Source organism: Amycolatopsis sp. La24, from assembly GCF_029087445.1.
In the GTDB taxonomy this organism is placed as follows: domain Bacteria; phylum Actinomycetota; class Actinomycetes; order Mycobacteriales; family Pseudonocardiaceae; genus Amycolatopsis; species Amycolatopsis nivea.
Genome location: NZ_JARACH010000002.1, coordinates 81,744 through 103,258 on the forward strand (window position 1 = coordinate 81,744; position 21,515 = coordinate 103,258).

Sequence of the window (21,515 nt, forward strand, 5' to 3'; positions counted from 1 at the left end):
TTGCCGGGGGTGCGTGTGAAGCGGATGGCCGAGCGCGCGCTGCGGTTGGTTCCACTGGCGGCATCGACGAAGTAGCAGGTCGCGCGGGATCGGGGCGTTCGCGGGGTGCGGCTGGTTTTGCCGGGGGTGCGTGTGAAGCGGATGGCCGAGCGCGCGCTGCGGTTGGTTCCACTGGCGGCATCGACGAAGTAGCAGGTCGCGCGGGATCGGGGCGTTCGCGGGGTGCGGCTGGTTTTGCCGGGGGCGCGTGCGACGCAGACGCCCGAGCGCGCGCTGCGGTTGGTTCCACTGGCGGCATCCACGAAGTAGCAGGTCGCGTGGGAGCGGGGCGGTCGCGGGGTGCGGCTGGTCCCGCCGGGGACGTTGACGAAGAAGCCCGTCGCGCTGAACCGGCGGGTTCCCTTGTCGCTCAGTCCGTCGACGAGCCGGACTTGGAGCGTGCAACTGCGGTTCGGTTGCGGGGTGCCGAGCTGGGGTGGCCTGGTGGCGAGGCGGTGCTGAAGGACGTCGAGTTGAGCGTGCCGACCGGGGCTTATGTGGCGGTCGTCGGGCCGAGCGGGGCTGGGAAGTCGACGTTGGTGGCGGCCTTGCTGGGGTTCCTCGAGCCTCGTCGTGGCGAGGTCGTGGTGCCGGCGAAGGTGGCTTGGGCGCCGCAGGAACCGATGCTTGTCTCGACCACTGTGGCGGAGAATTTGCGGCTCGCTGATCCGCTGGCGGAGACGTCCGACTTGCGGCGGGTGCTGGATCAGGCGCAGTTGCCGGAGCTGGATTTGGCGACGGTGCTCGACAGCGCCGGGGCCGGGTTGTCTGGCGGGCAGGCGCAGCGGGTGGCGTTGGCGCGGGCGTTGCTGGCGGCTTCGTCGGCGGAGTTGGTGTTGCTTGACGAGCCGACGTCGCATCTCGACGAGCCGACGGCACGGGCGTTGCGGGCGACGTTGCGTACAGAGCTTGCTGGACGGACGGTCGTGCACGTAACGCACAATGCGGATGAAGAGCTGCAAGCGGACATCGTTTTCGAGGTCCGGGACGGGCGCGTCGTGCGGCGGGCGTTGCCGCGGGTGGCGGCGTGACGGAGGGTTGTTGGTGACGGTCACGATTTCGGGTCTGGGGCAGGGCTCCGCGCTAAGGTCGGAGTTGCTTATGGACCCGACACTCGCCGCGCGCGCCCTATCCGCGGCTACGGAGATCACCAGCACCGCGCTGTCCGGGGACGACCCGGAGGGGGTGCTGGAAACAGTCGTGGCCAGAGCCGTCGAGCTGGCGGACGCGGACCTCGGGCTGGCGATGGTCAGCGCCGATGACGGGCGCGTCGTGGTCGAGGCGGCGTATGGGGTCGACGGCTTTCTCGCCGAGGTGCAGACGGGCGACGGTGACGGCGGGCCGGTCGGGGACCTGCGCGGGCTGACCCTCGGGACGGATTCCGCGGCAGGACAGGTCGCGCGCGGCAGCGAGCCGATCGCGGCGGAGGACTTCATCGTCGACCCTCGCACGGCCCCGTATGTGCCGGACGAACTGCGCGGGTACGGACCGTTCGCGGCCGCGCCGTTCGGCTCCGGCGGGCGGGTGCTCGGCGCGCTCACGGTGTACCGACGGCAAGGTCGCGAGCCGTTTTCCGCGGGCACGGTCGAGATGCTCGCGGCGTTCGCGGCGCAGGCCGGAGTGGTGCTCGCGCTGGCGGAGGGCGCGAACGCGCGGCATCGCGTGACCCTCTACCAAGAGCGCGAACGCATCGCCCGCGAGCTGCACGACGTGATCGTGCAACGGCTCTACGGCACCGGCATGCAACTGGACCGGGTCCGCCGCAACATGCGCAAACGCTTCGCGCAGGCCGACGGGGCCCGGCTGTCCGACGCGATCGACCAGCTGGACCAGACCATCGAGGAAATCCGCGGCACCGTGCGCGCCCTGCGCTCGCCCGAGCCACGGCACGACCCCGGCACCCCGACCGACCTCGCCGAATCCGCGCGCGGCGAAGTGCGCATCGCCGGCGAGCTGCTCGGGTATCCGCCGACCCTGGAGCTGTCCGGCGAGTTCGCCGACATCCCCGCCGAGCGGGCCGACCACATCCGTGCCGCACTGCGCGAGGCACTGTCCAATGTGGTCCGACACTCCGGTGCGAGCGAAACCCGCGTGACGTTGACGCGCGACGCGGAGGGTGTGAAGCTTCGCGTGCGGGACAACGGATCCGGGGTGCCGCAAGGGGTCGCGACCCGGGGGCTGCGGCATCTCGCCGAGCGTGCTGATGCTGCTGGTGGCCGGTTTTTCCTCAATTCTTCGCCGAGTTTGGGGACGCTGGTCGCGTTTGACCTGCCGCTTGAGTGAGTGGTTCGGTGGTTGCGTTGCTGCGCAGGGTTCAGTAAGCGCAGGGGAGGGATGACAGCCGCAGTGTGGCGATGGGGAGCTGCGGCTGGCGACGAGAATCGCAGTGCAGCGACGGCAAATCGCGGCGCGGTGACGGCAACCGTAGCGGAGCGATGACAACCGCACCGCGGCGGCGAGAACCGCAGTGCGGCGACGACTACTGCGGCGCAGCGACGAACAACCGCGGTGCAGCGATCGACTGTGAAGCAGCCATGCCGCAACGTCGACACCGCACGCGCGACCGCGCTTCTTGCAGCTGTGACGGGACGCCCACCGCGTAGCCACCACGGAGCCATCACGCTGCGACTCCACCGCACGGCGACTCCGCCGCACCGGCGACAGTTCGCGTTGCACCGAACGCCGTGACCGGATTGCCTTGGCTGCCAAGGCAATAAGCCAATAAGCCAATAAGGCAATAACCCGCCCAGCGTCGAGTCCTGAGCGGACTCCGAAGCGGCAGTTACCGCGCCGCGCGCGCACGTCGCGGTAACTACATCGCACCGAGTTGACATCGCATCGGACTCGGCAGGGGCAGCCGCACAGCACGGCGTAGCTCTGCACTGTGTCGTCGACCCCGCGTCGCGGTGACCTAGCGCAGTACCGAAACGTCACCTCGACCTAGCACTGTTTCAAGCCAGCCACCTAGAATCCGCCGCCTCGGATCGCAGGAAACGCGCTGTGTCTGCGTTGTCTGAATCGCGTTTGTCCTGAATCGTCGCGGCAAACACGCCGCATCGACCTCGCGCCGTTGTGAACCCACCGCTGTGAACACACCGCGCACCAAGAGATTCAGCCTTCACGAGTCATCGAACACACTCCTTCCTCGAATTCGCTCTGCCACCGAGCCGTTCCCCATGGTAGCGAAGAATCGAACATCCATTCGGCACTCAATTGGGTGAACCACTCCCTGGAAGTCGGCTACCCACAGCTCTGTCTTGGACGCCGAGAACCCCGTCCGCAGCAACGCGGGCGGGGTTTGGGCGCGGAATCAGCAGGAGTCAGTCGCGGTTAGCGAAGAAAGCGCGAATGTCGCCGGCGAGGAGGGCGGGGCGTTCCATCGCCGCGAAGTGGCCGCCTTCCTCGAAGCGGCTCCAGTGCACGATGTTGGTGTTGTCGCGTTCGGCGAAGGTCTTGATGGTCTGGAAGTCGTCCTTGAACACCGCGACCCCGGTGCGCGCGTCGCTCACCCGCGGCTCGGCCTGTGCGCGGGCGTTCTCCAGGTAGCTGCGGCTCATCCCGGAAGCGGCGTTGGCGAACCAGTTCACGCTCACCTCCAGCAGGATCGTTTCCAGCGGCACCAGCGACGTCCCGTTGCCGAAGGAGTTGAACAGCTCGCTGTAGGCGAGTAATCCGATCGGGGAGTCACTGAGGCCAACGGAAACCGTCTGGGGGCGCGACGCGTTCATCGTGTTGTAGCCACCGACTGATTGAAACCATTGCATGTGCGCGAGGCCGGCGTGATCGGCCGGTTCGAGGCGTTCGAATTCCGCCGGATCGCCGGACGGGAACGAGAACAGCTGCAGGACGTGCAGGCCGAGGAAACCGTCCGGGTTCAGCACACCGAGCTCCCTGGCGACCATCGCGCCGTTGTCCGAGCCGTGGATTCCGTAGCTCTCGTACCCGAGGCCGCGCATCAAGCGGTCGTACGCGACGGCGACGCGGGCGACCGTCCAGCCCGCTTCGGCGACGGGCTGGGAGAAGCCGTAGCCGGGCGCGTCGGGGATGACGACGTCGAAGGCGTCCTCTGCGCGGCCGCCGTGCGCGACCGGGTCGACGAGGTGGTCGATCAGGTCGAGGTAGTCGACCGACGAGCCGGGGTAGGTGTGCGCGAGCAGCAGCGGCGTCGCGCCGGGATGGTCGGAGCGGACGTGGATGAAGTGGAACGTCTGGCCGTCGATCTCGGTGGTGAAGTGCGGGAAGGAGTTGATCCGCGCTTCGGCGGCGCGCCAGTCGAAGCTCCGCCACGCCTCGAGCGCCGTCCGCAGGTAGGCGTTCGGGGTGCCAGCGTCCCAGTCGTCGGTCGGCGACGGCTGCGGCAGGCGGGTGCGGGCGAGGCGGTCGTGCAGGTCCGCGAGTTCGGCGTCGGTGACCTCGACGGTGAAGGGGCGGAGGGCGAGGGAGGCGGTTGCGTTCGTCATGAGAAGAACACTAGGAGGCTATTAGGTAGGATTAGTTCCTAATAGAATAAGGAGTTTCGATGGCCGATCCGACGGCGCGGTTGCTGGCGCTTCTCGCTCTCCTGCAGACGGCCGCTGGGCGGAGCGGCCGGGAACTGTCGGAGCGCTTGGGCGTCTCGGCCCGCACGATCCGGCACGACGTCGAACGGCTGCGTGACCTGGGTTATCCCGTCGAGGCGACGCGCGGGAACGTCGGCGGCTACCGGCTGGGCTCGGGCGGGAAGCTGCCGCCGCTCCTGCTGGACGACGAAGAGGCGGTAGCGGTCACGGTCGGGCTGCGGGCGGCGGCGGGTATCTCCGGGATCGAGGAGGCCGGCACGCGGGCGCTCGCGAAGCTTGAGCAGGTTCTGCCGTCGAGGCTGCGTCCGACGGTCGACGCCCTGCGCTCGACAATCGACCGCGGTCCGGAGAACACCGGCACCGACGCGCCCGATCCGGAGGTCGACGGCGCCGTGCTGCAGGAGGTCGCGCGGGCGATCCGGCACGTCGAATGGCTCCGCTTCGACTACGCGGACGAACTGCGGCTGGTCGAGCCGTACCGGTTGCTCAGCTGGCAACGACGGTGGTACCTGGTCGCGCGCGACCCGCAGGACGGCAGCTGGGCGACCTACCGCGTCGACCTGATGCAGCCGCGGATGCCGACCCGCCGCCGGTTCGAGCCGAATCCCTTGCCGGGCGGGGATTACACCGCCTTCGCGATGCGCACGATCGCGGCGAGCGGGTGGATCGTGCACGCGCGGCTGCGCATCGACGCCCCGGCGGACGAGGTGCTGGCGCGGATCAATCCGACGGTCGGCGTCGTCGAACCCCTTGACGAGCACCAATGCGTACTCGTCACCGGCGCGGACAGTTTGGACACCGTGGCTGTCTACATTGGAATGCTGATGATGGACTTCACGGTCGAATCGCCGCCGGAGCTGATCCCGCGGCTGCAGTTGTTGTCCGAACGCTACGGTCGCGCCGTCGCGGGCAGCTGATTCACTTGCCGCGCCGGGCAATCCACGCCGCGGCCTGGGTGCGGCGCTGCATGCCGAGCTTCGCCAGCACGGACGTCACGTAGTTCTTCACCGTTTTCTCGGCGAGGAAAAGCCGTTCGGCGATTTCGCGGTTCGACAGCCCCTGTCCGATCAGCTCCAGGACGTCGCGCTCGCGGTCGGTGAGGGCGGCCAGCTCGTCGGTCGGCGGATGGCGCAGCTTGTCGAGCACGCGAGCGGTGCTGACCGGGTCGAGCAGCGACCGTCCGGCGGCGACCTCGCGGACCGCGTTCACCACGTCCTGGCCGCGAACCTGCTTGAGCAGATAGCCCGAAGCACCCGCCATGATCGCGCCGACCATGGCTTCCTCGTCGTCGAACGCGGTGAGCATGAGGCAGGCCGGCGGATTCGGCTTGGACCGCAGTTCGCGGCAGAGCGTGATGCCGTCGCCGTCCCCGAGCCGAACATCGACGACCGCGACATCCGGCTCGACGTGCATGGCCACCGCGAGCGCCTCCTCGACGCTCCCGGCCTCCGCGACCACTTCCAGGTCGGCCTCGTCGCTGAGCAGGTCGCGCAGGCCCCGCCGGACGAGTTCGTGGTCGTCTACGAGCAGCACCTGGATCGGCATATCTCCAGGTTACGGGGCATGGGGCGGTTCGTCTGCCGGTGGTGCCGCACGACACCAGCGGGCAATGAGACCTCATCCCGGACTCGAGCCGTTGGAACGCGGGCGGGAGCCGTTCCGGCGTTCGCCCGCAAGCGTCTCGTCCAGTGTTGCGCGCAGCTTGGCCAGTTCGCTGTCGCGGCCCCGTGAGTTCGCCGAGTCGAGGAGCGCGAGCCGCATTTCCTGGCGGTCGAAGTCGTCGGCCTCGCTCATCAGTCGTCCCACCGCGTTGCGGAACGGGTCGTCGCTGTCGAGCAGGTTTCGGCCGATCGGGATGTCGTAGGTGTGGATGTAGTCGAGGACCGTCTTCACCTCCACCTTGTCCTGGCTCAGCATCATGGCGAGCAGGCTCACTTTGCCGGAATCGATCACTTCGCTGAAAAAGCTGATGCGCTCACGGTCCATTTCGCGTTGCTCACGGTCGACGATGCGAGCCCGCCGGATCGTCTCGAGTGCGTGCCGGTGCAGGGAACCGGCACCGTTGAGGCGGAAGAGCGTGTCGGCCTTGCCCCACGAGATGGGGCCCTCGCTCACCGGGATCATCGGAGCGAGCAGCCGGTCGGCGACGTCCGCGAGGTCTTCTACCTCGTCCAACGCGGTTCGGTGCACGACCGGGCGCAGCCGGTCCTCAACACTGCTGCGGATGGCGTCGAGGTGATCGAACTTCGGCCGGTAGATCAGGGCGACCGGATCGGTGACCTGCCAGATCACCGAGATAGTCGCCTCTACGATGCCGCCTTCGTTCGCTGTTTCGAACACGCTCGTAAAGGTCATGCTGGTCGGCGAGATGTCGACCTCGTAGAGGTCCTTCACGTGCTTCGCCATGCTCAGCCCGAGCTTGTGCACGCCGGTCGTAGAGCCCAGGTGCAGATTCGTGCTGGCCCACATTCCGTCGTCGCAGCGAGCGACCAGGACCCGGTCGTGCCGCTTGCGCGATTGATGGCGCAGGATGGCAGCGAAGGGACGGGGAAGCCGGCGCACCCCGTGCCAAGACTGGTAGGGCGATTCGTTCTCCATCTCAGATTTCCTTCACGATCAGATCGAGTTGACGGGCGAGTCCTCGAGAGTTGTCACGGTGGGCGTCCAGATATTTTCGGAGGTCGTATCCAAAACGCCGGACAAAATCGGAGTCGCCGGTGAGGAGGGTGTGCAGCAGGTATCTGCTCTTCGCGGCCTCGCTGGCGGAGATAGTCGCCAAGGCACCCTGGTTGGCCAGCCATCGCATCATCAGCGGTCGGTACTTCCGGCTTGTGAGCAGTGCTGAGCCGACCAGCCGCACCGCGGGCTTGTCGCGTTCGGTGAGCGGTTTCTCCGCTCCGGCGACGAAAAGAGCCTTGATCGCGCACTGATAAGCCATGGCCTGGGCTTGTGCCCCTCCAGTGAGCAGCCACACCGCCGCGGTGCTCAGGACCAGGCTTCGATTGTTGGGCTCGGCCAGCAGCGCCTGCACGGCCCTCGGGATCAAGTACCGGAGGCTCTCGTCGCAGTTCTTGGTGAGCCTTCCCAGTTGGGTCATAGCGAATTCTGGATGAGCTTTTCCGAATTCGACTCCGCAGGCGATCGCGACCGCATGGCGGTAGCAGGCTGGTGCGTTCGGCTTGCTCCAATGCCGCAAGACGTCCTTGATCTGCTGGATGTACCCGGGGTTGGCGCACAGCGCGCCCAGTACCGTCGCGGCCATGGTCTGGCTGTGGACTGGCTTGTCCGGGCCTAGCCAAGGAAGAACCCATTGCATCGGGTTGGGTTCCGCGGCGGAGGCCAGTGTGGTGCCGAATCGGGTCAGTGCCCTTCGTTGTGCTGGCGACTCGCTCAGCAGTTCCTTGGTGAGCGTGCACAGCCATTCCTGAATGACGGGCCGGACCCGTTCGAACTCGGTCCACACGAAGCTCAGCAGCCGTGGCCCCCAACCCGGACGGCTGAACTTGACCGGCCCTAGCGCGATGTTCGAACCAGAGGCGTTGCGCACGACGTGTGCGTGGACCGAGTTCAGCCGGTCGCTCCTGCTCCGCTCGAGGAGATCAGGCGGCTGGTAAGGCCAGATTTCCTCGTTCTCTGGATTGGCCAGTACTTTTTCGAGTTTATTGGCAGCGGAGGCGATATCGTAATACGGGCATTCTTCGAGCAAGGAAACAGTGATGGCGAGAGCCCTGCTGCTCACGTCGGGGTGCTCTTCGAACCAGGCCTGGATGTCCTCGTCAGCACGGCTCGTCAACGTGGCTTTCACATCGGCCAACGAATGTTCTCCCGCTTCGACCGCGGCCAGCAGTCGAGCCACTTCCGCGGCATGGCGTGGTCCACGATGCACCGGCGAGACGGTTTCGAGGTCGATCTCGCTGAGCAGTTCGGCCCGGCGGCCGTCGGAGATTCCGCGCGCGGTCAGATGCGCCTGTACGACGGCTGCTGTCGGTGGTGCGGCCAATTCGGCGACGTATTTAGTGACGTTGCCTAGTTCCGGCTTGCCCAGGAAAGTCAGCACCAGATACGAGTGCTGCGATCGAAGCCGCTCCGACAGTTGGTCCAGCGTGCGCTCGCAGTCCTCCGGCGACCAACCGGTGGCATCGTGATTTGCCCACAGGTAACCGGTCGTAGTCGCCTGGCGGGTCAAGAGATCTTTCGGCGGACGGGTCGGGTTGAGGTGGTGCAGCGATTCGAGGTTGAGGTCGATCAGCAGGCGGATTCCGGAGTGGGTCCGCCCACTTGAATGTCCGGCCAGCACGACGAGATGCCGCTTCCGGAGGATGGCAGCCGCATCGGCGAACCGCTCGGGGAAGCAGAACGCCTCGGCGGCTTGGGTGATCCGGTCCTCCGGCACCGGTCCTTCCACCAGGCTGGACTTGGCGGTTTCCGGTTCATCCGGCTTGAAGATCTGGTAGATGTCCCCGTTGTGGTCGCCTTCGACGTTTGTCCCGGTGACGGTGGGAGATTCGGTTCGTTCTGGGGCATCCACCGGGCCCGCGGCGGCTGGACTGTCGGGTGCCGGGGACTCGACGGACGGAGATTCGGAGGCGGGTGCTTCGGTTGCCGCAGTCACCGCGGCCCGCCAGGAACCTGGATGGTCGACTCGATCGGCCCGTAATTCGAGCCTTGCAGGTTCACCCCGTACACGGTTTCAGTGTTGAACTGCGGTGCCGACCCATTGCTGCTCGGGTTCCGCGCGACGCTTGGCGTCGAGGACCGGCTGGGTTTCGCGGGGTCGGGCAATGCTTCCGGATCGAGCCCGGGCGCCCAGACCCAGCCCTGTTCTCCGAACTCCTTGTGGCCGAGGCGCAAGGGAGCGAACTGGTCCGGGCGCAGGTGGGCGGTGTGCCTGCCTTTCACCGCGGCCCGATAGGTCTGGTCCGAGACCACTAGGGCTACCGGCACCTCGCGACGGGCTTCGAGGTCCTTCACCAGTTCGTCGAACGCTTTCGCGGCCAGAAGCCGGGAGAGGTTGATCGTCGGCCGTTGATAGCGCTCGTCCTCCGTCACGACGACCGGTGCGGTATGCACTGCCAGCCGCAGCCGAATGGCCGGACGGTGCCGGCGGTTGTGCTGGTACAGCTTCGGCTGGAGCAAGTACGCGGCGTCGACCAGCGCGGGCAGGTTCTGCTCTGGAAAAGCCGACAGGGAGCCGTCGCCGGTATAGGAGTAGTTGGCGCGTGCGGTCAGGTCGGCACCGGACTCCGTCAATGCCGCTTCGACGAATTTTTTCGCGTCGCGTCGGAGGTCGTCGAGCTGATCGTCGTCGACCTTGGACGAGTCGACGATGTCGTAGCCGAACAGCGCTTTTGAGCTGGGCATTGGCATTTTTTCTCCCCTTCCCGTGATCCGGTGCGGAGAGTCTTCGATACGACCTGGCCCGTCGACTACCACCTCGTGGGTAGACAGGGGAGCGGAATCGTGCTAATCGTCACCGCTCGACAAGCGCCCGTAAGCGAGGCAGATCACGCAGGACGAACAGCAACCGTCCGGTGCGGACGACGCCGTCGGAGGTCAACCGGGCGAGCGCGGCGTCGACCGACTTGGGCGACGCGCCGACAGTCTGGGCCAGCTCGCGCCGGGAGAACCCGGTGATGGTGATGTGGCTCGGGCCGGTGCGACCGAACGATTCCGCCCACGAGAGCAGGGTTTGCGCGACCCTGCCCAGCACGTCGACCGAGAGCTGGGTCAGCCGAGCCTGTTCGGCTCGCTGCAACCGCAGCCGGACCGCGGTCAGCAAGTACCGCATCGCCTGCGGGTGGCGGACAGTGAAAGCACGGAACGCGGATCCGGGGATCTCGGTGACGAACCCTGGCCGCCTGCCGACGCCAGAAGCTGATCGCGGACTCTTCTCCACCGCGCTCACCTCGCACATGAGTTCGCCGCGGCCGTAGATGCCGACAATCAGCTCGGTCCCGTCGGCGTCCGCCACAGAGACCGTGACCAGGCCGGATTCGATGAGGAACACGCTTCCGTGCGGATCGTCTTGCCGGAAGAGCCGGGTGCCGGTCCGGAAAGGACGGCGTACTCCCTGGCTTCTCAGCTCGTCGAGCGCGGCCTGCTCCATCCAGGTCGAGAACGCCGGCGGCGCACTATCCACCGGCTCAGTGTCTCTCAACCGATACGGCCAGGGAAGCGGCCGAGTCGGCGATTGATCCGGTTTCACCGGGCTAGCGGAGGGAACCTCTTCTCGTTCCGGTCCACCTTCGCGTTCGCCGCTTCCAGCAGGTCGATCCCCAGTACGTCCGCCAGCCGGACCAGGTACAGCATTACGTCGGCGATTTCGTCCTGGACGTTGAACTCCTGGGCCGGGTCCGCGCGCCAGTTCGCGGCTTCCTCCGGGGTCAGCCACTGGAACAGGGCGATCAGCTCGCCTACTTCGCCGGACAGAGCCATCGTCAGGTTTTTCGGGGTGTGGAACGGTTCCCAGTCCCGGGCGGCGGCGAAGTCGCGGAGGCGCTGGGTGAGGTCTTCTAGGGTCACCGGACCTGATTATCACGCGCGGTGCTCACCCGGGGTGTCCGGGTTGGGCCGAAAAGAGTACGCCGTTGGCCCACACGCCGGTTACGGGCCATACGGCAGACTGTTCGCGTGAGCGTCCCCGACCCAGTCGAGTACACCGCCAAAATCGGTGCGGTTCTCGATACTGTGCGGCGGCTGCTCGACTCCGGCAGCCGCGCTGATCTCGCTCCGCTCGCGCGGCGGGCGGTGGACGACATCGTGGGCATGCTCGAGCAGCACGGTGCGCTCGCGGCGGACCTCGAGGTGCGGCTTGACCAGGCGGTCGCCCTGTACGCGCGGGCTTGTGCGGCTCGGCCGCCGGATCCGGAGCTGCTCGCGGACTGGGTGCTCGAGGCGGCGTTCAGCGGGCGGGCGGTCGCGGTGGCGGATTTCGCGGCGGCGCTCGGGGACGCCGGGCTCGCCCGGATGAAGTCCATTGTGGACGAAGTGTTGCGCGGGAAACAGGCCGAAAAGCGCGAGGTCGCCGAGCGGCTGCAGGAGGAAATCGCCGAGGCGAGCGGGGACGTGGACGGGCTGGTCGCCATTCTCGCGGCCAAACCGCCGCGGGTGGACGTCAGTCTCAAGATCGTCCGCGTGTTGCGGGCGGCTGGGCGGCACAGCGAGGCGATCGCTTACGCGGCGCGCGTGTTGACTCCGCAGCGGAAGGAAACATCGCGGCAACAAGAGGCACCGCGGCAAAAAGAGGTGCCGCGAAAAGAAGAAGAGTCCATTCCGGAATACCGCGAACGGATCGAGCAGCTGATCGCGCAGAAAGAAGCCGGCGCGTACCGGGAAGCGGCGCAGTGCCTCAAAAAACTGCGCACTCTCCACAAGCAAGCGGGGACGGCGGAGGAGTTCACCGGCTACGTCGCCGAGCTGGTGAACGTCCACCGCCGCAAGACCCGGTTGCTCGCGGAGATCCGGTCGGCCCGGATCGCGCTGCCGAAGGGCTAGATTTCGGCCAAGGCGGCGCGGTAGGCGTCGAGGTCGTAGTCCAGCTGGTCTTCTTCCTCGGTTTCGGTCAACTGTCCTTCGAGGACGGTCACCAGGCGGTCGAGGACGTCGGCGCGGGAAAGGTCCTGCTGCAGCAGGTTCTGCGCGGCGGTCCACACCTCGGCGGGCTCGTCGTCCCACAGCTGGTCCACAATGGACGTCTCAAGCGCGAGGCGCAGGCCGTCCGCGCCGTCGAATTCCTCCGCGGCCAGCGATTCGTGGTACTCCGGGTGCGCGCCGATCACCAGCAGCCTGCGCTGTTCCGGGTCGCCGGGGTCGAGGTCGGTCAGTTCCTCATCACCGATCACTGTGGACAGTTCGGGTACCGCGAACCGGCGGCGGGCCACCACTTCCAGTGCCTCGTCGGCGGATTCGGTGCCGTCGAGGTAGTCGCTGAAGTCCTCGTCCTCGTCGTCGTCCGAGAGGTACTCGCCGAGATACTCGGTGACTTCTTCCAGCAGCGCGGCCGTGGCGACTTCGGACAGTCCGGCGCGCGCCGCGGCCCAGCCCGCCCAGGACAGCACGACCGGTGCGACGGCGTCCTCGTCTTCCAGCTCGTATTCGCCGTCCAGCAAGGATTCGAGGAACCGCGCCAGCTTCTCCGGGCCCACGCGCAGCGGGTTCGCCGGTTCGGTGCGGCAGCCGTGGTCGACCAGCAGATTGGCGATTTCGCGGGCGGCGTCGGCGTCCGGCAGGTTCGTGTCGGAGAGGAACTGGGTAACCGCTTCCTCGCGCTGCGCGGCAGTCCATTCGGCGACCGGCGGAACCTCGGTCGGCTCCGGCAGCGAACGCGCCCAGGTCAGCGCGATGGCGTGGAATCGCGTGTAGTCCTCGCCGACGTCCGGCTCGTCCAGCGCGTCGGTGGCCGCGATCCCGGACACCAGCAGCCGGTGCGCGTCGGCGGGCTCGATTTTCTCCAGTACGACCAGTTCGCCGTCTTCCTCGACCTGCGAGCGCATTTCGGCGAGCACCTCGTGCGGCTCCTCGATGACCACCAGGTCGCGCACCCGGCCGCCCTCGGTGAAGTCCAGCAGCGCCAGCAAACCGAGCGAGTGGTCGCCGCGGGAAAAGACGCACAGCAGCGACGATTCGTCGCCGTAGACATCCCCGGTGCGCCAGCATTCGCCGACGCTGACCTGTCCGACCTCGGCGGCCCACTCCGGCTCCGGGATGCCCCGGCCGAGCACGACGCCGAGCGCCTCGGCCGCCGCCGAACGCTCCTCTTCGGACTCGGCCAGCACCTTCAGCGCGGCCAGCAGCGCCGCCGCACCGGGCGTGATCTTGCGCTGGGCGAAGGCGATCAGCTCAAGTCCCAGCTGCGATTCCGGCTCGTCCTCCACGACGACGTCCCGCCACTGCCCGACGACCTCGGAACCCAGCAGTTCGATGTCGAACGGACCGGGCTCGGCCGCGACCGCGGAGAAGTCCCGCAGCACGTCCTTGAACAGACCGTTGACGCTGGGGGCGGTGGGTAGGGAACTCTTCTTGCGCGCGCGGCTCACCGGACTCATGCCGCACATCTTGCCTGGACCCGAAGCTCAGGCCTCAGCTGGTCGGCTCCGCCGTGCCGCGTGCCTTCACGCGCCGTTCGCGCAGCGCGTCGTCGAAGTCGACGACGAACGCCCCGGCGGCCATCGCGACCAGCAGCGTCAATCCCAATACCGCGCCGACCCAGGTCAGGACGATAGTCAACATCGTGGCCTCCTCCGCAGGTCAACTGCTCTCGTCCTGCTGCTCTCAGGGTCGCTTGCGGACGGGTGCGCTGGTATCGGCCAAGTGGTTACGAAGACGCTGGCCGATCGGTCAATTACTCCGGCCGCTGTGCAGAATGAGGCCGGAGAGACGCGTGTGGGTGACCCTCAGAGCTTCCGCAGTCGAACACGGTTGATGGCGTGGTCGGCGTCCTTGCGGAGCACGAGAGTCGCGCGTGGACGCGTCGGCTTGATGTTCTCCATCAGGTTCGGCTCGTTGATGGTGCGCCACAGGTGCCGGGCCTCTTCGCGGGCCTCGTCGTCGGGCAGGCCGGCGAAGTGGTGGAAGTGCGAGGCGGGATCGGCGAACGCGGTGTGCCGCAGCTTCAGGAACCGCTCGACGTACCAGTGCTCGATGTCGTCGATGTGCGCGTCGACGTAAATCGAGAAGTCGAACAGATCCGAGACCGTCAGGCTCGGGCCGGGCTGCAGGACGTTCAGCCCCTCGATGATGAGGATGTCCGGCCGCTCCACGACCTGTTCCTGGTCCGGGAGGATGTCGTAGGCCAGGTGCGAGTACACCGGCGCGGACACCCGCTCGGCCCCGGACTTCACCTCGGTGACGAACCGCAGCAGCGCGCGGCGGTCGTAGCTTTCCGGGAAACCCTTGCGGTGCATGATCCCGCGCCGGGTCAGCTCGGAACGGGAGTAGAGGAACCCGTCGGTCGTCACGAGGTCGACGCGCGGGTGGTCGGGCCAGCGGGCGAGCAGGGTGCGCAGGATCCGGGCGGTGGTCGATTTGCCGACCGCGACGCTGCCCGCGATGCCGATCACGAACGGAGCCTTGGTGCCCCGACAGTCCTCGCCGAGGAACGTCGTGGTGGCCTCGTACAGCTGTTGCCGGGCCTTCACCTGGAGGTTGATCAGCCGCGAAAGCGGCAGGTACACGTCGGCGACCTCGGCGAGATCGATTTGCTCCCCGAGCCCGCGGAGCCGGACCAGCTCGTCCGCGGTCAGCGGCAGCGGAGTGGAGCTGCGCAGCTCCCGCCACTGTTCCCGATGCAGCTCTACATAAGGGCTGAGTTCACGGACCCGTGTGGGCATCGCACACTCCTCGGCCGTCGCCTGCGCTGGCTCCGTCTGCGCTACTTCCGTAACGCCGTATCAACGGTAGGGCTTACCGCGCGTGAACGCGCTGTGATGTGATGCACGCACCCCTGACCGGGGCGGGAATTCGATCACCGAAGGTGACCGTTGGCCCCGAAAACTTCCTGCCACGCGGCGGCGACCTGCCGGGCGCACGCGGCCGGGGCCACGCCGCCGACGCCGGTGCCGAGCCCGGGCATCGCGATCGTCCGCACGGCCGAGGAGACCGGGCCGGAATCCAGCTGTCCGCGCTGCCATTGCAGGAACACCGCGCGTGCCGCGAGATACGGGTGGACGGTGTCGGCGGGCAGCCGTTCGCCGGGTTCGCGCATCGTCGGCGCGCTGATCAGCCACGCCGGTTCGGATTCGCCGGTCGGGACGATCACCGACTCGCCGATCGGCAGCTCACCGCCGTAAGAAGCCAGTACCGCGCTGCGCACGCTTTGCTCGATGCCGGGGAACGCCCGCGAGTAGACGGCGTCGATCCCGCCGCGCATCCAGCCGTAGGAGTTGGCCGGGCTGACCACCGCCTGTGCGGGGATGTCGAGCACCGAACCGCGGTGCACGCGGACGGAGCCGCCGAAATCCGCCACGGCGGAGGTCCACGCCGCGGCCAGCGGTTCATCGACGGCGCACAGCACCAATTCCGGCGTTCGGGGAGAACCCGGCAAACCGGCTTCCCCGTGCCCGGCGTGTGTGCCTGAGTCGGCGGTCACCGTTCCAGCATGGCAAAAAACGCCACCCGGCGTAACCGGTTTAGCCACCGGCTGTCCGAGTGAAAAGCGCCACGCCCGCGGTCGCTAGCCTGACCGTCGTGTTGCGGATCGCGTATTTCGGCCCTCAGGGCACGTTCACCGAGCAGGCCGCCCGCGCGCTCGCGCCGGGCGAGGACCTGACCCCCTACGAGACCGTCCGGCTGGCGCTGCAGGCCGTCCGTGACGGAGCCGCGGACGCCGCGTGCGTGCCGATCGAGAATTCCGTCGAGGGCGTGGTCCCCGCGACGCTCGACGGGCTCAGCGACGGGGACCCGCTCGTCGCCACGGCCGAGACGATCCTGCCGATTCACTTCAGCGTGCTCAAACGGCCGGGCAGCGGCGAAATCCGCACCGTCGCGAGCCATCCGCACGCGCTCGCGCAGGTGCGCGCATGGCTGGAAACGAATCTGCCGGACGCCACCCCGGTCGCCTCGTCGTCCACCGCGGCGGCGGCGGTCGGCGTGGTAGAGGGCGATTTCGACGCGGCGGTGTCCGCGCCGGTCGCGATCGAGCACTACCCGCTGGAGGAGCTGGCGACCGGCGTCGCCGACGTCCGCGACGCGCAGACCCGGTTCCTGATGGTGCGCCGCCCCGGCGAACTGCCCGCGCCCACCGGCGCCGACCGCACGTCGATCGTCGCGGCGGCGGTCAACCGCACCGGGACGCTGTCCGATCTGCTGGTCGAACTGGCCGGCCGCGGGATCAACCTGACCCGGATCGACGCCCGGCCGACCCGCAACAACTTCGGCGAGTACCGGTTCTTCATCGACTTCGAGGGCCACGTCGCCGAACCCCGGATCATCGACGCGATGACCGCCCTGCGCCGCCGCTGCCACCTGCGCTTCCTCGGTTCGCACCCGCGGGCCGACGAGGTCGCGGCCACCATCGAAGAGGGCGCGGGGAACCAGGATTTCCTCGACGCGCAGGCGTGGGTCGACGCGGTTTTGAAGGGAGAGGGCGCATGAGCGCAGCTTGCAAGCGAATCATTGCTATTCATGCCGTCGGCTCCAGGATTCCCAGCGTGAAACTCGTCAAGGAGGCGACGGCATGAGGTTGCTGCTGGTCCGGCATGGGCAGACCGAGGGCAATGTTCGCCGGGCGCTGGACACCGCGTTGCCTGGTCCGCCGCTCACCGAACTCGGTCGTGAGCAGGCCGCGGCGCTCGCCGAACAGCTGAAAGACGAGCCGATCGTGGCGGTCTACGCGTCGGAAGCGGTGCGTGCGCAGCAGACCGCGGCGCCGCTGGCCGATGCGTTCGGGTTCGACGTGCAGGTGATCGAGGGCGTCAAGGAGGTCGACGCCGGAGATCTCGAGGGCAACACCGACCTGGACTCGATCGGCGTCTACCTGCGGGTGGTGAAGGCCTGGACGCAAGGCGACCTCGAGATCCCGATCCCCGGCGGCGAGACCGGTACGCAGGTGCGCGACCGGATGCTCGGCGCGGCGAACGAGCTGCGGGCCAAGCACGAGGAAACGTCGCCGGACGGGGTGGTCGTGCTGGTCAGCCACGGCGGCGCGATCCGGCTCGCCGGCGAATGGCTGGCCTCGAACGTGCCCGCGGAGCTGGCGAACGAGGCCCTGATCCCGAACACGAAGTTCGTCGAGCTGGAAGCCCGCGACCACGGATGGGAGTGCCTCCGCTGGGTCGATACCCGCCTTTCGTGAGCGGTCGGTCACTCGTGCGGGGAAACGCTGAGTGAAGCCGGGCCCGGTGGGGAACTCACCGGATGCGGAGCAACCCCGTCCGGACCTGGCACGTCCTCCGGATGAAGGTTTCACTCAGTTAGGCGTTCACCAGCACAGCGAGGCGAGTGAGATGGCAAACACGAAGAAACCGTGGATTTCCCTGGTCTTCCTGTCCGCAGTGGGCGCGTCGGGGGCGCTGCTGCTTTCCGCGTGCGGCCAGGGCGCACCCGCCGCGAGCGGCCCGGCGAGTTCGGACACCCCGTCGAGCAGCCCGATGTCGTCGGCTTCGTCCGCCGCGTCGTCCGCTCCGTCTTCCGCGTCGTCGTCCGCCCCGAGCGGCGGCACGGCACCGGCCGAGAAACCACCCGCTGACAACGGCCTGTGCAAGGCCGGAGACGTGTCCCTGTCGCTGGGCGGCGGCGACGCCGGCGCCGGCTCGGAGTACCGGCCGCTGCTGATCAAGAACACCAGCAGCACGCCGTGCACGATCCAGGGCTTCCCGGGCGTGTCCTACGTCGGCGGCGAAAACGGCACCCAGATCGGCCAGGCCGCCGAGCGCGACGGCACCAAGGGCGCGCCGGTGAAGCTGGCTCCCGGCCAGACCGCCGCGGCCGACCTGCAGTTCGCGCAGGTGCGCAACTTCGACCCGGGCGTCTGCAAGCCGACTCCGGTCAAGGGTCTGCGCGTGTACCTGCCGCAGGAGACCGCGTCGAAGTTCGTGCCGCTCGACGGCCTCGGCTGCGCGGGCACGAACATCCCGGGCAAGCAGCTCGGCGTGAAGACCGTGCACAAGGCCTGACCGGTCGCTCTGCGCGTGGGGTCAGCCCCGCGCGCAGAGTTGTTCCGCCTGGACGACGGCGGCCTGCCCGTCGCGGTTGTCGAAGCGGCTGCTGAGCACCATCTTGTTCACCGCGTCGAGGGCTTTGGCCAGCGGCTGGTAGTTGCCGTCGAAGGTCGCCGCCGCTTTGGCCAGTTCCGCCGCGCCGGTGACGCGGTGCACCGAGTCGTCGGACATCCGGGTGAATTGCGCCGCGTCGACGCCCCCGGTGGTGTCCGGGATGTGCCCGACGCGAGCGAACGCGGCGCAGGCTGCCGCGGCGTCGACATTCGCTCCGGCACGCTGGCCGGACAGCCCCCACAGCAGCCCGAGCACGCATCCGCCCAGCACGAATCCGGCGACCGCGGCGATGACTAGCGGCCGACGGGCGGCGGGCGGCGGCGATTCGAGTTCGGTGTCGCGGTCGTCGTCCGGCAGCGGCGGGGTGTCGAGTGCAGTCATCGCATACCTCCGGCGGCCGGGGTGAGGTGTTATTTCAGCACCAAACCCGCGCCGGATCACTGCTGCGAACGGACTCCGTCGCCGGTCGAGGCCGTTTTGTCATCGAGCGGGTGCCCGCGCAGCGCGTACAGTGCATAGCCGGTCACGAACAGCAGCAGAAGGCCGGACGCGGCGAAGGTGTCGCCCGCCGAACCGAGCAGTTTCGTGAGCAATCCGCCGAGCAGCGCGCCCAGCGGGATCGCACCCCAGACGACGGTGCGCCAGACCCCGAGGACGCGTCCGAGCAGTTCGCCCGGGACCAGCGTGTGGCGTGCGGTCGCGAGCACGACGTTCACCGCCACCACCGCCGCCGCGAACACGCCGAACAGCACCGCGGACACCACCGGCTGCCGCACCAGGCCCATGCCGCCGAAGCCGAGCGCGCAGAACAACACCCCGCCGACCAGGACCGTCCGCCGTCCGATGCGCCGGACCAGCCGCGGCGTCAACCCGGCTCCGAGCAGTCCGCCAGCTCCGCCGACGAACGCGAAAGCGCCAAACGTGGCGTCGGACAAATGCAGGTCTTCCAGCGCGTACAGCACCAGCTGCGCCTGGGCCAGTTCGCTGATCAGGCTGAGCAGACCGGCGATCGCGAGCAGCCGCAGCAGCAGCGAATGCCGCCGCAGCCAGCGGAAGCCGTCCGCGAAATCCGCCCGGATGTGCGACTTCGTTTCCTGCCGCGGCCGGTAGCTGCCCGCCATGCCAAGCAGCACCGCGGCGCCGACCGCGAACCCGACCGACGAGAGGAGGAACGGGAAGACCGCGAACAGCGCGAAGGTGGCGCTGCCGACCGGGCCGCCGAGGAACGTCTGCCCGACGATCTCGCACGCCTGCAGCTTGCTGTTGGCACTCTCCAGCCGGTCCGCCTCGACGAGCGCGGGCGGCAGCACGTTCGCCGCGCTCTCCGCGACCGTCTCGGCGATGCCGACGAGCAGCGACGCGACGTAGATCGTCCAGATCTCCACCGTGCCGAAGGCCAGCAGTGCGGTGACCGCCGCGACCACGAGCGCGCGCATCGCGTTCGCCGCGACCATCGCCTTCTTGCGGTCGATCCGGTCGACGAGCGTGCCCGCCGGGATGGCGAACAGCAGCCACGGCAGGAACTGCACCGCCGACAGCGCGGCGATCTCGACCGGATCCCGGGTCAGGGTGGTGGCCAGCAGCGGGAAAGCGACCTTGGCGATGCCGTCGGCGAGGTTCGACGTGCCGCTCGAGGCGAGCAGCCAGCGAAGCCGGCTGTCCGTCTGACGATGCGACACGAACCACCTCACGAGGAAAGGAAACGCCCTGGTGAGGCCAGTCTAGGGAGATCGGCGGCGTTCTGTGACGCTTTGGTGACCTTCGGTGTTTTCCGTGGTCGCGGCGTGGTGTCGAACAGGGAAGAGCAACGGACGGACGGGGTTCCGCCGGAATCAGCCCCAGCCGAGCTCGTGCAGCCGCTCGTCGTCGATGCCGAAGTGGTGGCCGAGTTCGTGCATCACGGTGATCAGCACTTCCTCGACGACGTCGTCCTCGGTGTCGCAGATGTCGAGGATCGGCTCGCGGTAGATCGAGATCCGGTCCGGCAGCGCCCCGCTGTAGTGGCTGGTGCGCTCGGTGAGCGCGATGCCGTGATAGAGCCCGAGGATGTCCGGCGCTTCCTCGTTGAAGTCCTCGACCAGCACCACGACGTTGTCCATCGCCGAGGCGAATTCCGGGGGCACCTGGTCGAGCGCGTCGGAGACGAGTTCCTCGAACCGCGCCTGGCTCATCTCGACGGGCACGGCTCAGTTGCCTCCGCCGGCGCCGGAGCTGGAACTGGGCGGCGGGCTCTGCTGCTGGCCGGACGAGTTCGCCGCCCCGCTCTTCACGCTGCCGGTGACGGCCTGGAACCCGCTGCCGTCCTGCAGCGTGGCCGCGACCTTGCAGTTGACCTTCGTGGACCCGGCGTCCCAGCTCTCCTGCTCGCGCGAGTCCCAGCCCAGGGTGAGCTTCTTCGAGGAGAGATCGGCGCTGCCGGTGTACTCCTTCGCGGCCTTGTTGCACTCGGTGTCCAGCCAGGACTTCTGGTCGTCCAGCTTGGGGTAGCCGTCCTTGAAGTGCGAGGCGAGGTCGAGCGTCGCGATGATCTCGTACGAGTGCGGCTTGCTGCAGTCGACCGGGTCGCCGACGCCCTTGCCGGCCAGCGCGAGGCAGGTGCCCGGGGCCCACACCATCGACTGGTCCTGGGTCTTCGCCGCGCCGGTGGTCAGCTGCAGCGTCCCGCCCGGACCGGCGAACTGCAGGCCGCAGCGCAGCTGGCGGTCGCCCTGGGCCCACTGCGCCGACGTGGGCCGCAGCAGGTTGGTGGTGAGCTTGCCGTACGGGTCGAGCGGATGGCCGAGGTACGGCCGCACATCGGCGTTGCACTGCTGCTGGGCGATGTCCTGCCACTGGTCGAGGCTCGGGAACGGAGCCTGCTGCGGGTACTTCGCGCCAATGTCGACCACAGTGGTGACCTCGAACAGGTGCGGCTGCGTGCACGGCACCTGGTGCGCGTCGGAGGCGTCCTTGGCGTTCCAGGCCAGGCAGGTGCCCGGCGGCGAGTGGAACGCCTGCTGGGCGGCCTCGCTGAGCTTGCCCTCGCCGCCGCCCGTGCCGCCGGCGAGCGTGTCGGTCCAGGAGAAGGCGACGCTCAAGGCCAGCGCGATGACCGCGCCGAGGAACACCCCGGCCATCACCACGCGGGTGGTCAGGGTCTGCATACGCGAAGGGAACCGCTCCGAGCGTTGAGACATCGATACCCATGATGCCCGCGCCGCATGAACCG

At 68.1% G+C, this 21,515-nt stretch carries 21 protein-coding genes and 1 pseudogene; 7 read left to right on the forward strand and 15 right to left on the reverse strand.

Features of this window, described 5'->3' with window-relative positions:
- Positions 1 to 449: 449 nt before the first annotated feature.
- Together PUT80_RS03935 and PUT80_RS03940 are read left to right on the forward strand one after the other, a co-directional pair.
- Positions 450 to 1,070 (forward strand): annotated as a pseudogene (locus PUT80_RS03935) (ATP-binding cassette domain-containing protein); the annotation flags it as partial.
- Between the two features lie 70 nt (positions 1,071 to 1,140).
- Positions 1,141 to 2,322 (forward strand): GAF domain-containing sensor histidine kinase, encoded by a 1,182-nt coding sequence (locus PUT80_RS03940; protein ID WP_078870230.1) that lies wholly within the window; start codon positions 1,141 to 1,143, stop codon positions 2,320 to 2,322.
- Between the two features lie 1,037 nt (positions 2,323 to 3,359).
- Here PUT80_RS03940 and PUT80_RS03945 read toward each other — a convergent pair.
- A complete protein-coding gene (locus PUT80_RS03945; RefSeq protein WP_037807009.1) occupies positions 3,360 to 4,499 on the reverse strand; it encodes an epoxide hydrolase family protein in 1,140 nt (379 codons plus the stop codon).
- A gap of 59 nt (positions 4,500 to 4,558) precedes the next feature.
- On the opposite strand from PUT80_RS03945, the gene PUT80_RS03950 reads away from it, so the two are divergent.
- Positions 4,559 to 5,515, forward strand: a complete 957-nt coding sequence (locus PUT80_RS03950; protein WP_037807011.1) for a WYL domain-containing protein — start codon at positions 4,559 to 4,561, stop codon at positions 5,513 to 5,515.
- A gap of 1 nt (position 5,516) precedes the next feature.
- Here the strand turns inward: PUT80_RS03950 and PUT80_RS03955 are convergent, their stop codons facing one another.
- From PUT80_RS03955 to PUT80_RS03980, 6 genes are all read right to left on the reverse strand, one after another.
- A complete protein-coding gene (locus PUT80_RS03955; RefSeq protein ID WP_009085782.1) occupies positions 5,517 to 6,143 on the reverse strand; it encodes a response regulator transcription factor in 627 nt (208 codons plus the stop codon).
- A 72-nt stretch (positions 6,144 to 6,215) separates the two neighbouring features.
- Entirely contained in the window at positions 6,216 to 7,196 is a 981-nt protein-coding gene (locus PUT80_RS03960; RefSeq protein WP_037807013.1) for a hypothetical protein, read from the reverse strand.
- A gap of 1 nt (position 7,197) precedes the next feature.
- The gene (locus PUT80_RS03965) at positions 7,198 to 9,126 is read right to left on the reverse strand and encodes a hypothetical protein (protein WP_037807015.1); all 1,929 of its coding nucleotides are present in this window, start codon (positions 9,124 to 9,126) and stop codon (positions 7,198 to 7,200) included.
- An 80-nt stretch (positions 9,127 to 9,206) separates the two neighbouring features.
- A complete protein-coding gene (locus PUT80_RS03970; protein WP_037807018.1) occupies positions 9,207 to 9,959 on the reverse strand; it encodes an adenylate/guanylate cyclase domain-containing protein in 753 nt (250 codons plus the stop codon).
- Positions 9,960 to 10,068: 109 nt separating this feature from the next.
- On the reverse strand, positions 10,069 to 10,737 hold the full coding sequence (locus tag PUT80_RS03975) for a Crp/Fnr family transcriptional regulator (RefSeq protein WP_158714396.1): 669 nt from the start codon (positions 10,735 to 10,737) through the stop codon (positions 10,069 to 10,071).
- Between the two features lie 62 nt (positions 10,738 to 10,799).
- Entirely contained in the window at positions 10,800 to 11,120 is a 321-nt protein-coding gene (locus PUT80_RS03980) for a nucleotide pyrophosphohydrolase (protein ID WP_134664482.1), read from the reverse strand.
- Positions 11,121 to 11,228: 108 nt separating this feature from the next.
- Here PUT80_RS03980 and PUT80_RS03985 point away from each other — a divergent pair, with 108 nt between their 5' ends.
- A complete protein-coding gene (locus PUT80_RS03985; RefSeq protein ID WP_275291133.1) occupies positions 11,229 to 12,092 on the forward strand; it encodes a hypothetical protein in 864 nt (287 codons plus the stop codon).
- Here the strand turns inward: PUT80_RS03985 and PUT80_RS03990 are convergent.
- The 4 genes from PUT80_RS03990 to PUT80_RS04005 all read right to left on the reverse strand — a co-directional run bounded on the left by PUT80_RS03990 (position 12,089) and on the right by PUT80_RS04005 (position 15,684).
- Positions 12,089 to 13,642 carry a DUF1841 family protein gene (locus PUT80_RS03990; RefSeq protein ID WP_238603623.1) on the reverse strand — a complete coding sequence of 518 codons (1,554 nt, stop codon included), beginning with the start codon at positions 13,640 to 13,642 and terminating at the stop codon, positions 12,089 to 12,091. The genes PUT80_RS03985 and PUT80_RS03990 overlap by 4 nt on opposite strands.
- A gap of 34 nt (positions 13,643 to 13,676) precedes the next feature.
- Entirely contained in the window at positions 13,677 to 13,826 is a 150-nt protein-coding gene (locus PUT80_RS03995) for a hypothetical protein (RefSeq protein WP_009085794.1), read from the reverse strand.
- A 164-nt stretch (positions 13,827 to 13,990) separates the two neighbouring features.
- A complete protein-coding gene (coaA, locus tag PUT80_RS04000) occupies positions 13,991 to 14,926 on the reverse strand; it encodes a type I pantothenate kinase (protein ID WP_037807027.1) in 936 nt (311 codons plus the stop codon).
- Between the two features lie 134 nt (positions 14,927 to 15,060).
- Entirely contained in the window at positions 15,061 to 15,684 is a 624-nt protein-coding gene (locus PUT80_RS04005; RefSeq protein ID WP_275291134.1) for a macro domain-containing protein, read from the reverse strand.
- Positions 15,685 to 15,782: 98 nt separating this feature from the next.
- On the opposite strand from PUT80_RS04005, the gene pheA reads away from it, so the two are divergent.
- From pheA to PUT80_RS04020, 3 genes are all read left to right on the forward strand, one after another.
- Entirely contained in the window at positions 15,783 to 16,688 is a 906-nt protein-coding gene (gene pheA, locus PUT80_RS04010) for a prephenate dehydratase (RefSeq protein WP_037807627.1), read from the forward strand.
- An 82-nt stretch (positions 16,689 to 16,770) separates the two neighbouring features.
- Positions 16,771 to 17,388 carry a histidine phosphatase family protein gene (locus PUT80_RS04015; protein ID WP_275291136.1) on the forward strand — a complete coding sequence of 206 codons (618 nt, stop codon included), beginning with the start codon at positions 16,771 to 16,773 and terminating at the stop codon, positions 17,386 to 17,388.
- A gap of 151 nt (positions 17,389 to 17,539) precedes the next feature.
- Positions 17,540 to 18,208: a DUF4232 domain-containing protein gene (locus PUT80_RS04020; protein WP_037807032.1), complete on the forward strand. Its 669-nt coding sequence runs from the start codon at positions 17,540 to 17,542 to the stop codon at positions 18,206 to 18,208.
- 21 nt (positions 18,209 to 18,229) lie between these two features.
- Here PUT80_RS04020 and PUT80_RS04025 read toward each other — a convergent pair whose 3' ends face one another.
- The 4 genes from PUT80_RS04025 to PUT80_RS04040 form a co-directional block, all read right to left on the reverse strand.
- Entirely contained in the window at positions 18,230 to 18,688 is a 459-nt protein-coding gene (locus tag PUT80_RS04025) for a hypothetical protein (protein WP_134727970.1), read from the reverse strand.
- A 56-nt stretch (positions 18,689 to 18,744) separates the two neighbouring features.
- A complete protein-coding gene (locus PUT80_RS04030) occupies positions 18,745 to 19,986 on the reverse strand; it encodes an MFS transporter (protein WP_275291137.1) in 1,242 nt (413 codons plus the stop codon).
- A 153-nt stretch (positions 19,987 to 20,139) separates the two neighbouring features.
- Positions 20,140 to 20,490 (reverse strand): metallopeptidase family protein, encoded by a 351-nt coding sequence (locus PUT80_RS04035; RefSeq protein WP_037807040.1) that lies wholly within the window; start codon positions 20,488 to 20,490, stop codon positions 20,140 to 20,142.
- A gap of 3 nt (positions 20,491 to 20,493) precedes the next feature.
- On the reverse strand, positions 20,494 to 21,483 hold the full coding sequence (locus PUT80_RS04040) for a septum formation family protein (protein ID WP_275291138.1): 990 nt from the start codon (positions 21,481 to 21,483) through the stop codon (positions 20,494 to 20,496).
- Positions 21,484 to 21,515: the final 32 nt, after the last annotated feature.

Bases quoted from the DNA above. Each gene is read 5' to 3' on its own strand.
- PUT80_RS03940 (WP_078870230.1), top strand. From the start codon at position 1,141: ATGGACCCGACACTCGCCGCGCGCGCCCTATCCGCGGCTACGGAGATC.
- PUT80_RS03945 (WP_037807009.1), bottom strand. From the start codon at position 4,499: ATGACGAACGCAACCGCCTCCCTCGCCCTCCGCCCCTTCACCGTCGAG.
- PUT80_RS03950 (WP_037807011.1), top strand. From the start codon at position 4,559: ATGGCCGATCCGACGGCGCGGTTGCTGGCGCTTCTCGCTCTCCTGCAG.
- PUT80_RS03955 (WP_009085782.1), bottom strand. From the start codon at position 6,143: ATGCCGATCCAGGTGCTGCTCGTAGACGACCACGAACTCGTCCGGCGG.
- PUT80_RS03960 (WP_037807013.1), bottom strand. From the start codon at position 7,196: ATGGAGAACGAATCGCCCTACCAGTCTTGGCACGGGGTGCGCCGGCTT.
- PUT80_RS03970 (WP_037807018.1), bottom strand. From the start codon at position 9,959: ATGCCCAGCTCAAAAGCGCTGTTCGGCTACGACATCGTCGACTCGTCC.
- PUT80_RS03990 (WP_238603623.1), bottom strand. From the start codon at position 13,642: ATGAGTCCGGTGAGCCGCGCGCGCAAGAAGAGTTCCCTACCCACCGCC.
- PUT80_RS03995 (WP_009085794.1), bottom strand. From the start codon at position 13,826: ATGTTGACTATCGTCCTGACCTGGGTCGGCGCGGTATTGGGATTGACG.
- coaA (WP_037807027.1), bottom strand. From the start codon at position 14,926: ATGCCCACACGGGTCCGTGAACTCAGCCCTTATGTAGAGCTGCATCGG.
- PUT80_RS04015 (WP_275291136.1), top strand. From the start codon at position 16,771: ATGAGGTTGCTGCTGGTCCGGCATGGGCAGACCGAGGGCAATGTTCGC.
- PUT80_RS04020 (WP_037807032.1), top strand. From the start codon at position 17,540: ATGGCAAACACGAAGAAACCGTGGATTTCCCTGGTCTTCCTGTCCGCA.
- PUT80_RS04025 (WP_134727970.1), bottom strand. From the start codon at position 18,688: ATGACTGCACTCGACACCCCGCCGCTGCCGGACGACGACCGCGACACC.
- PUT80_RS04040 (WP_275291138.1), bottom strand. From the start codon at position 21,483: ATGTCTCAACGCTCGGAGCGGTTCCCTTCGCGTATGCAGACCCTGACC.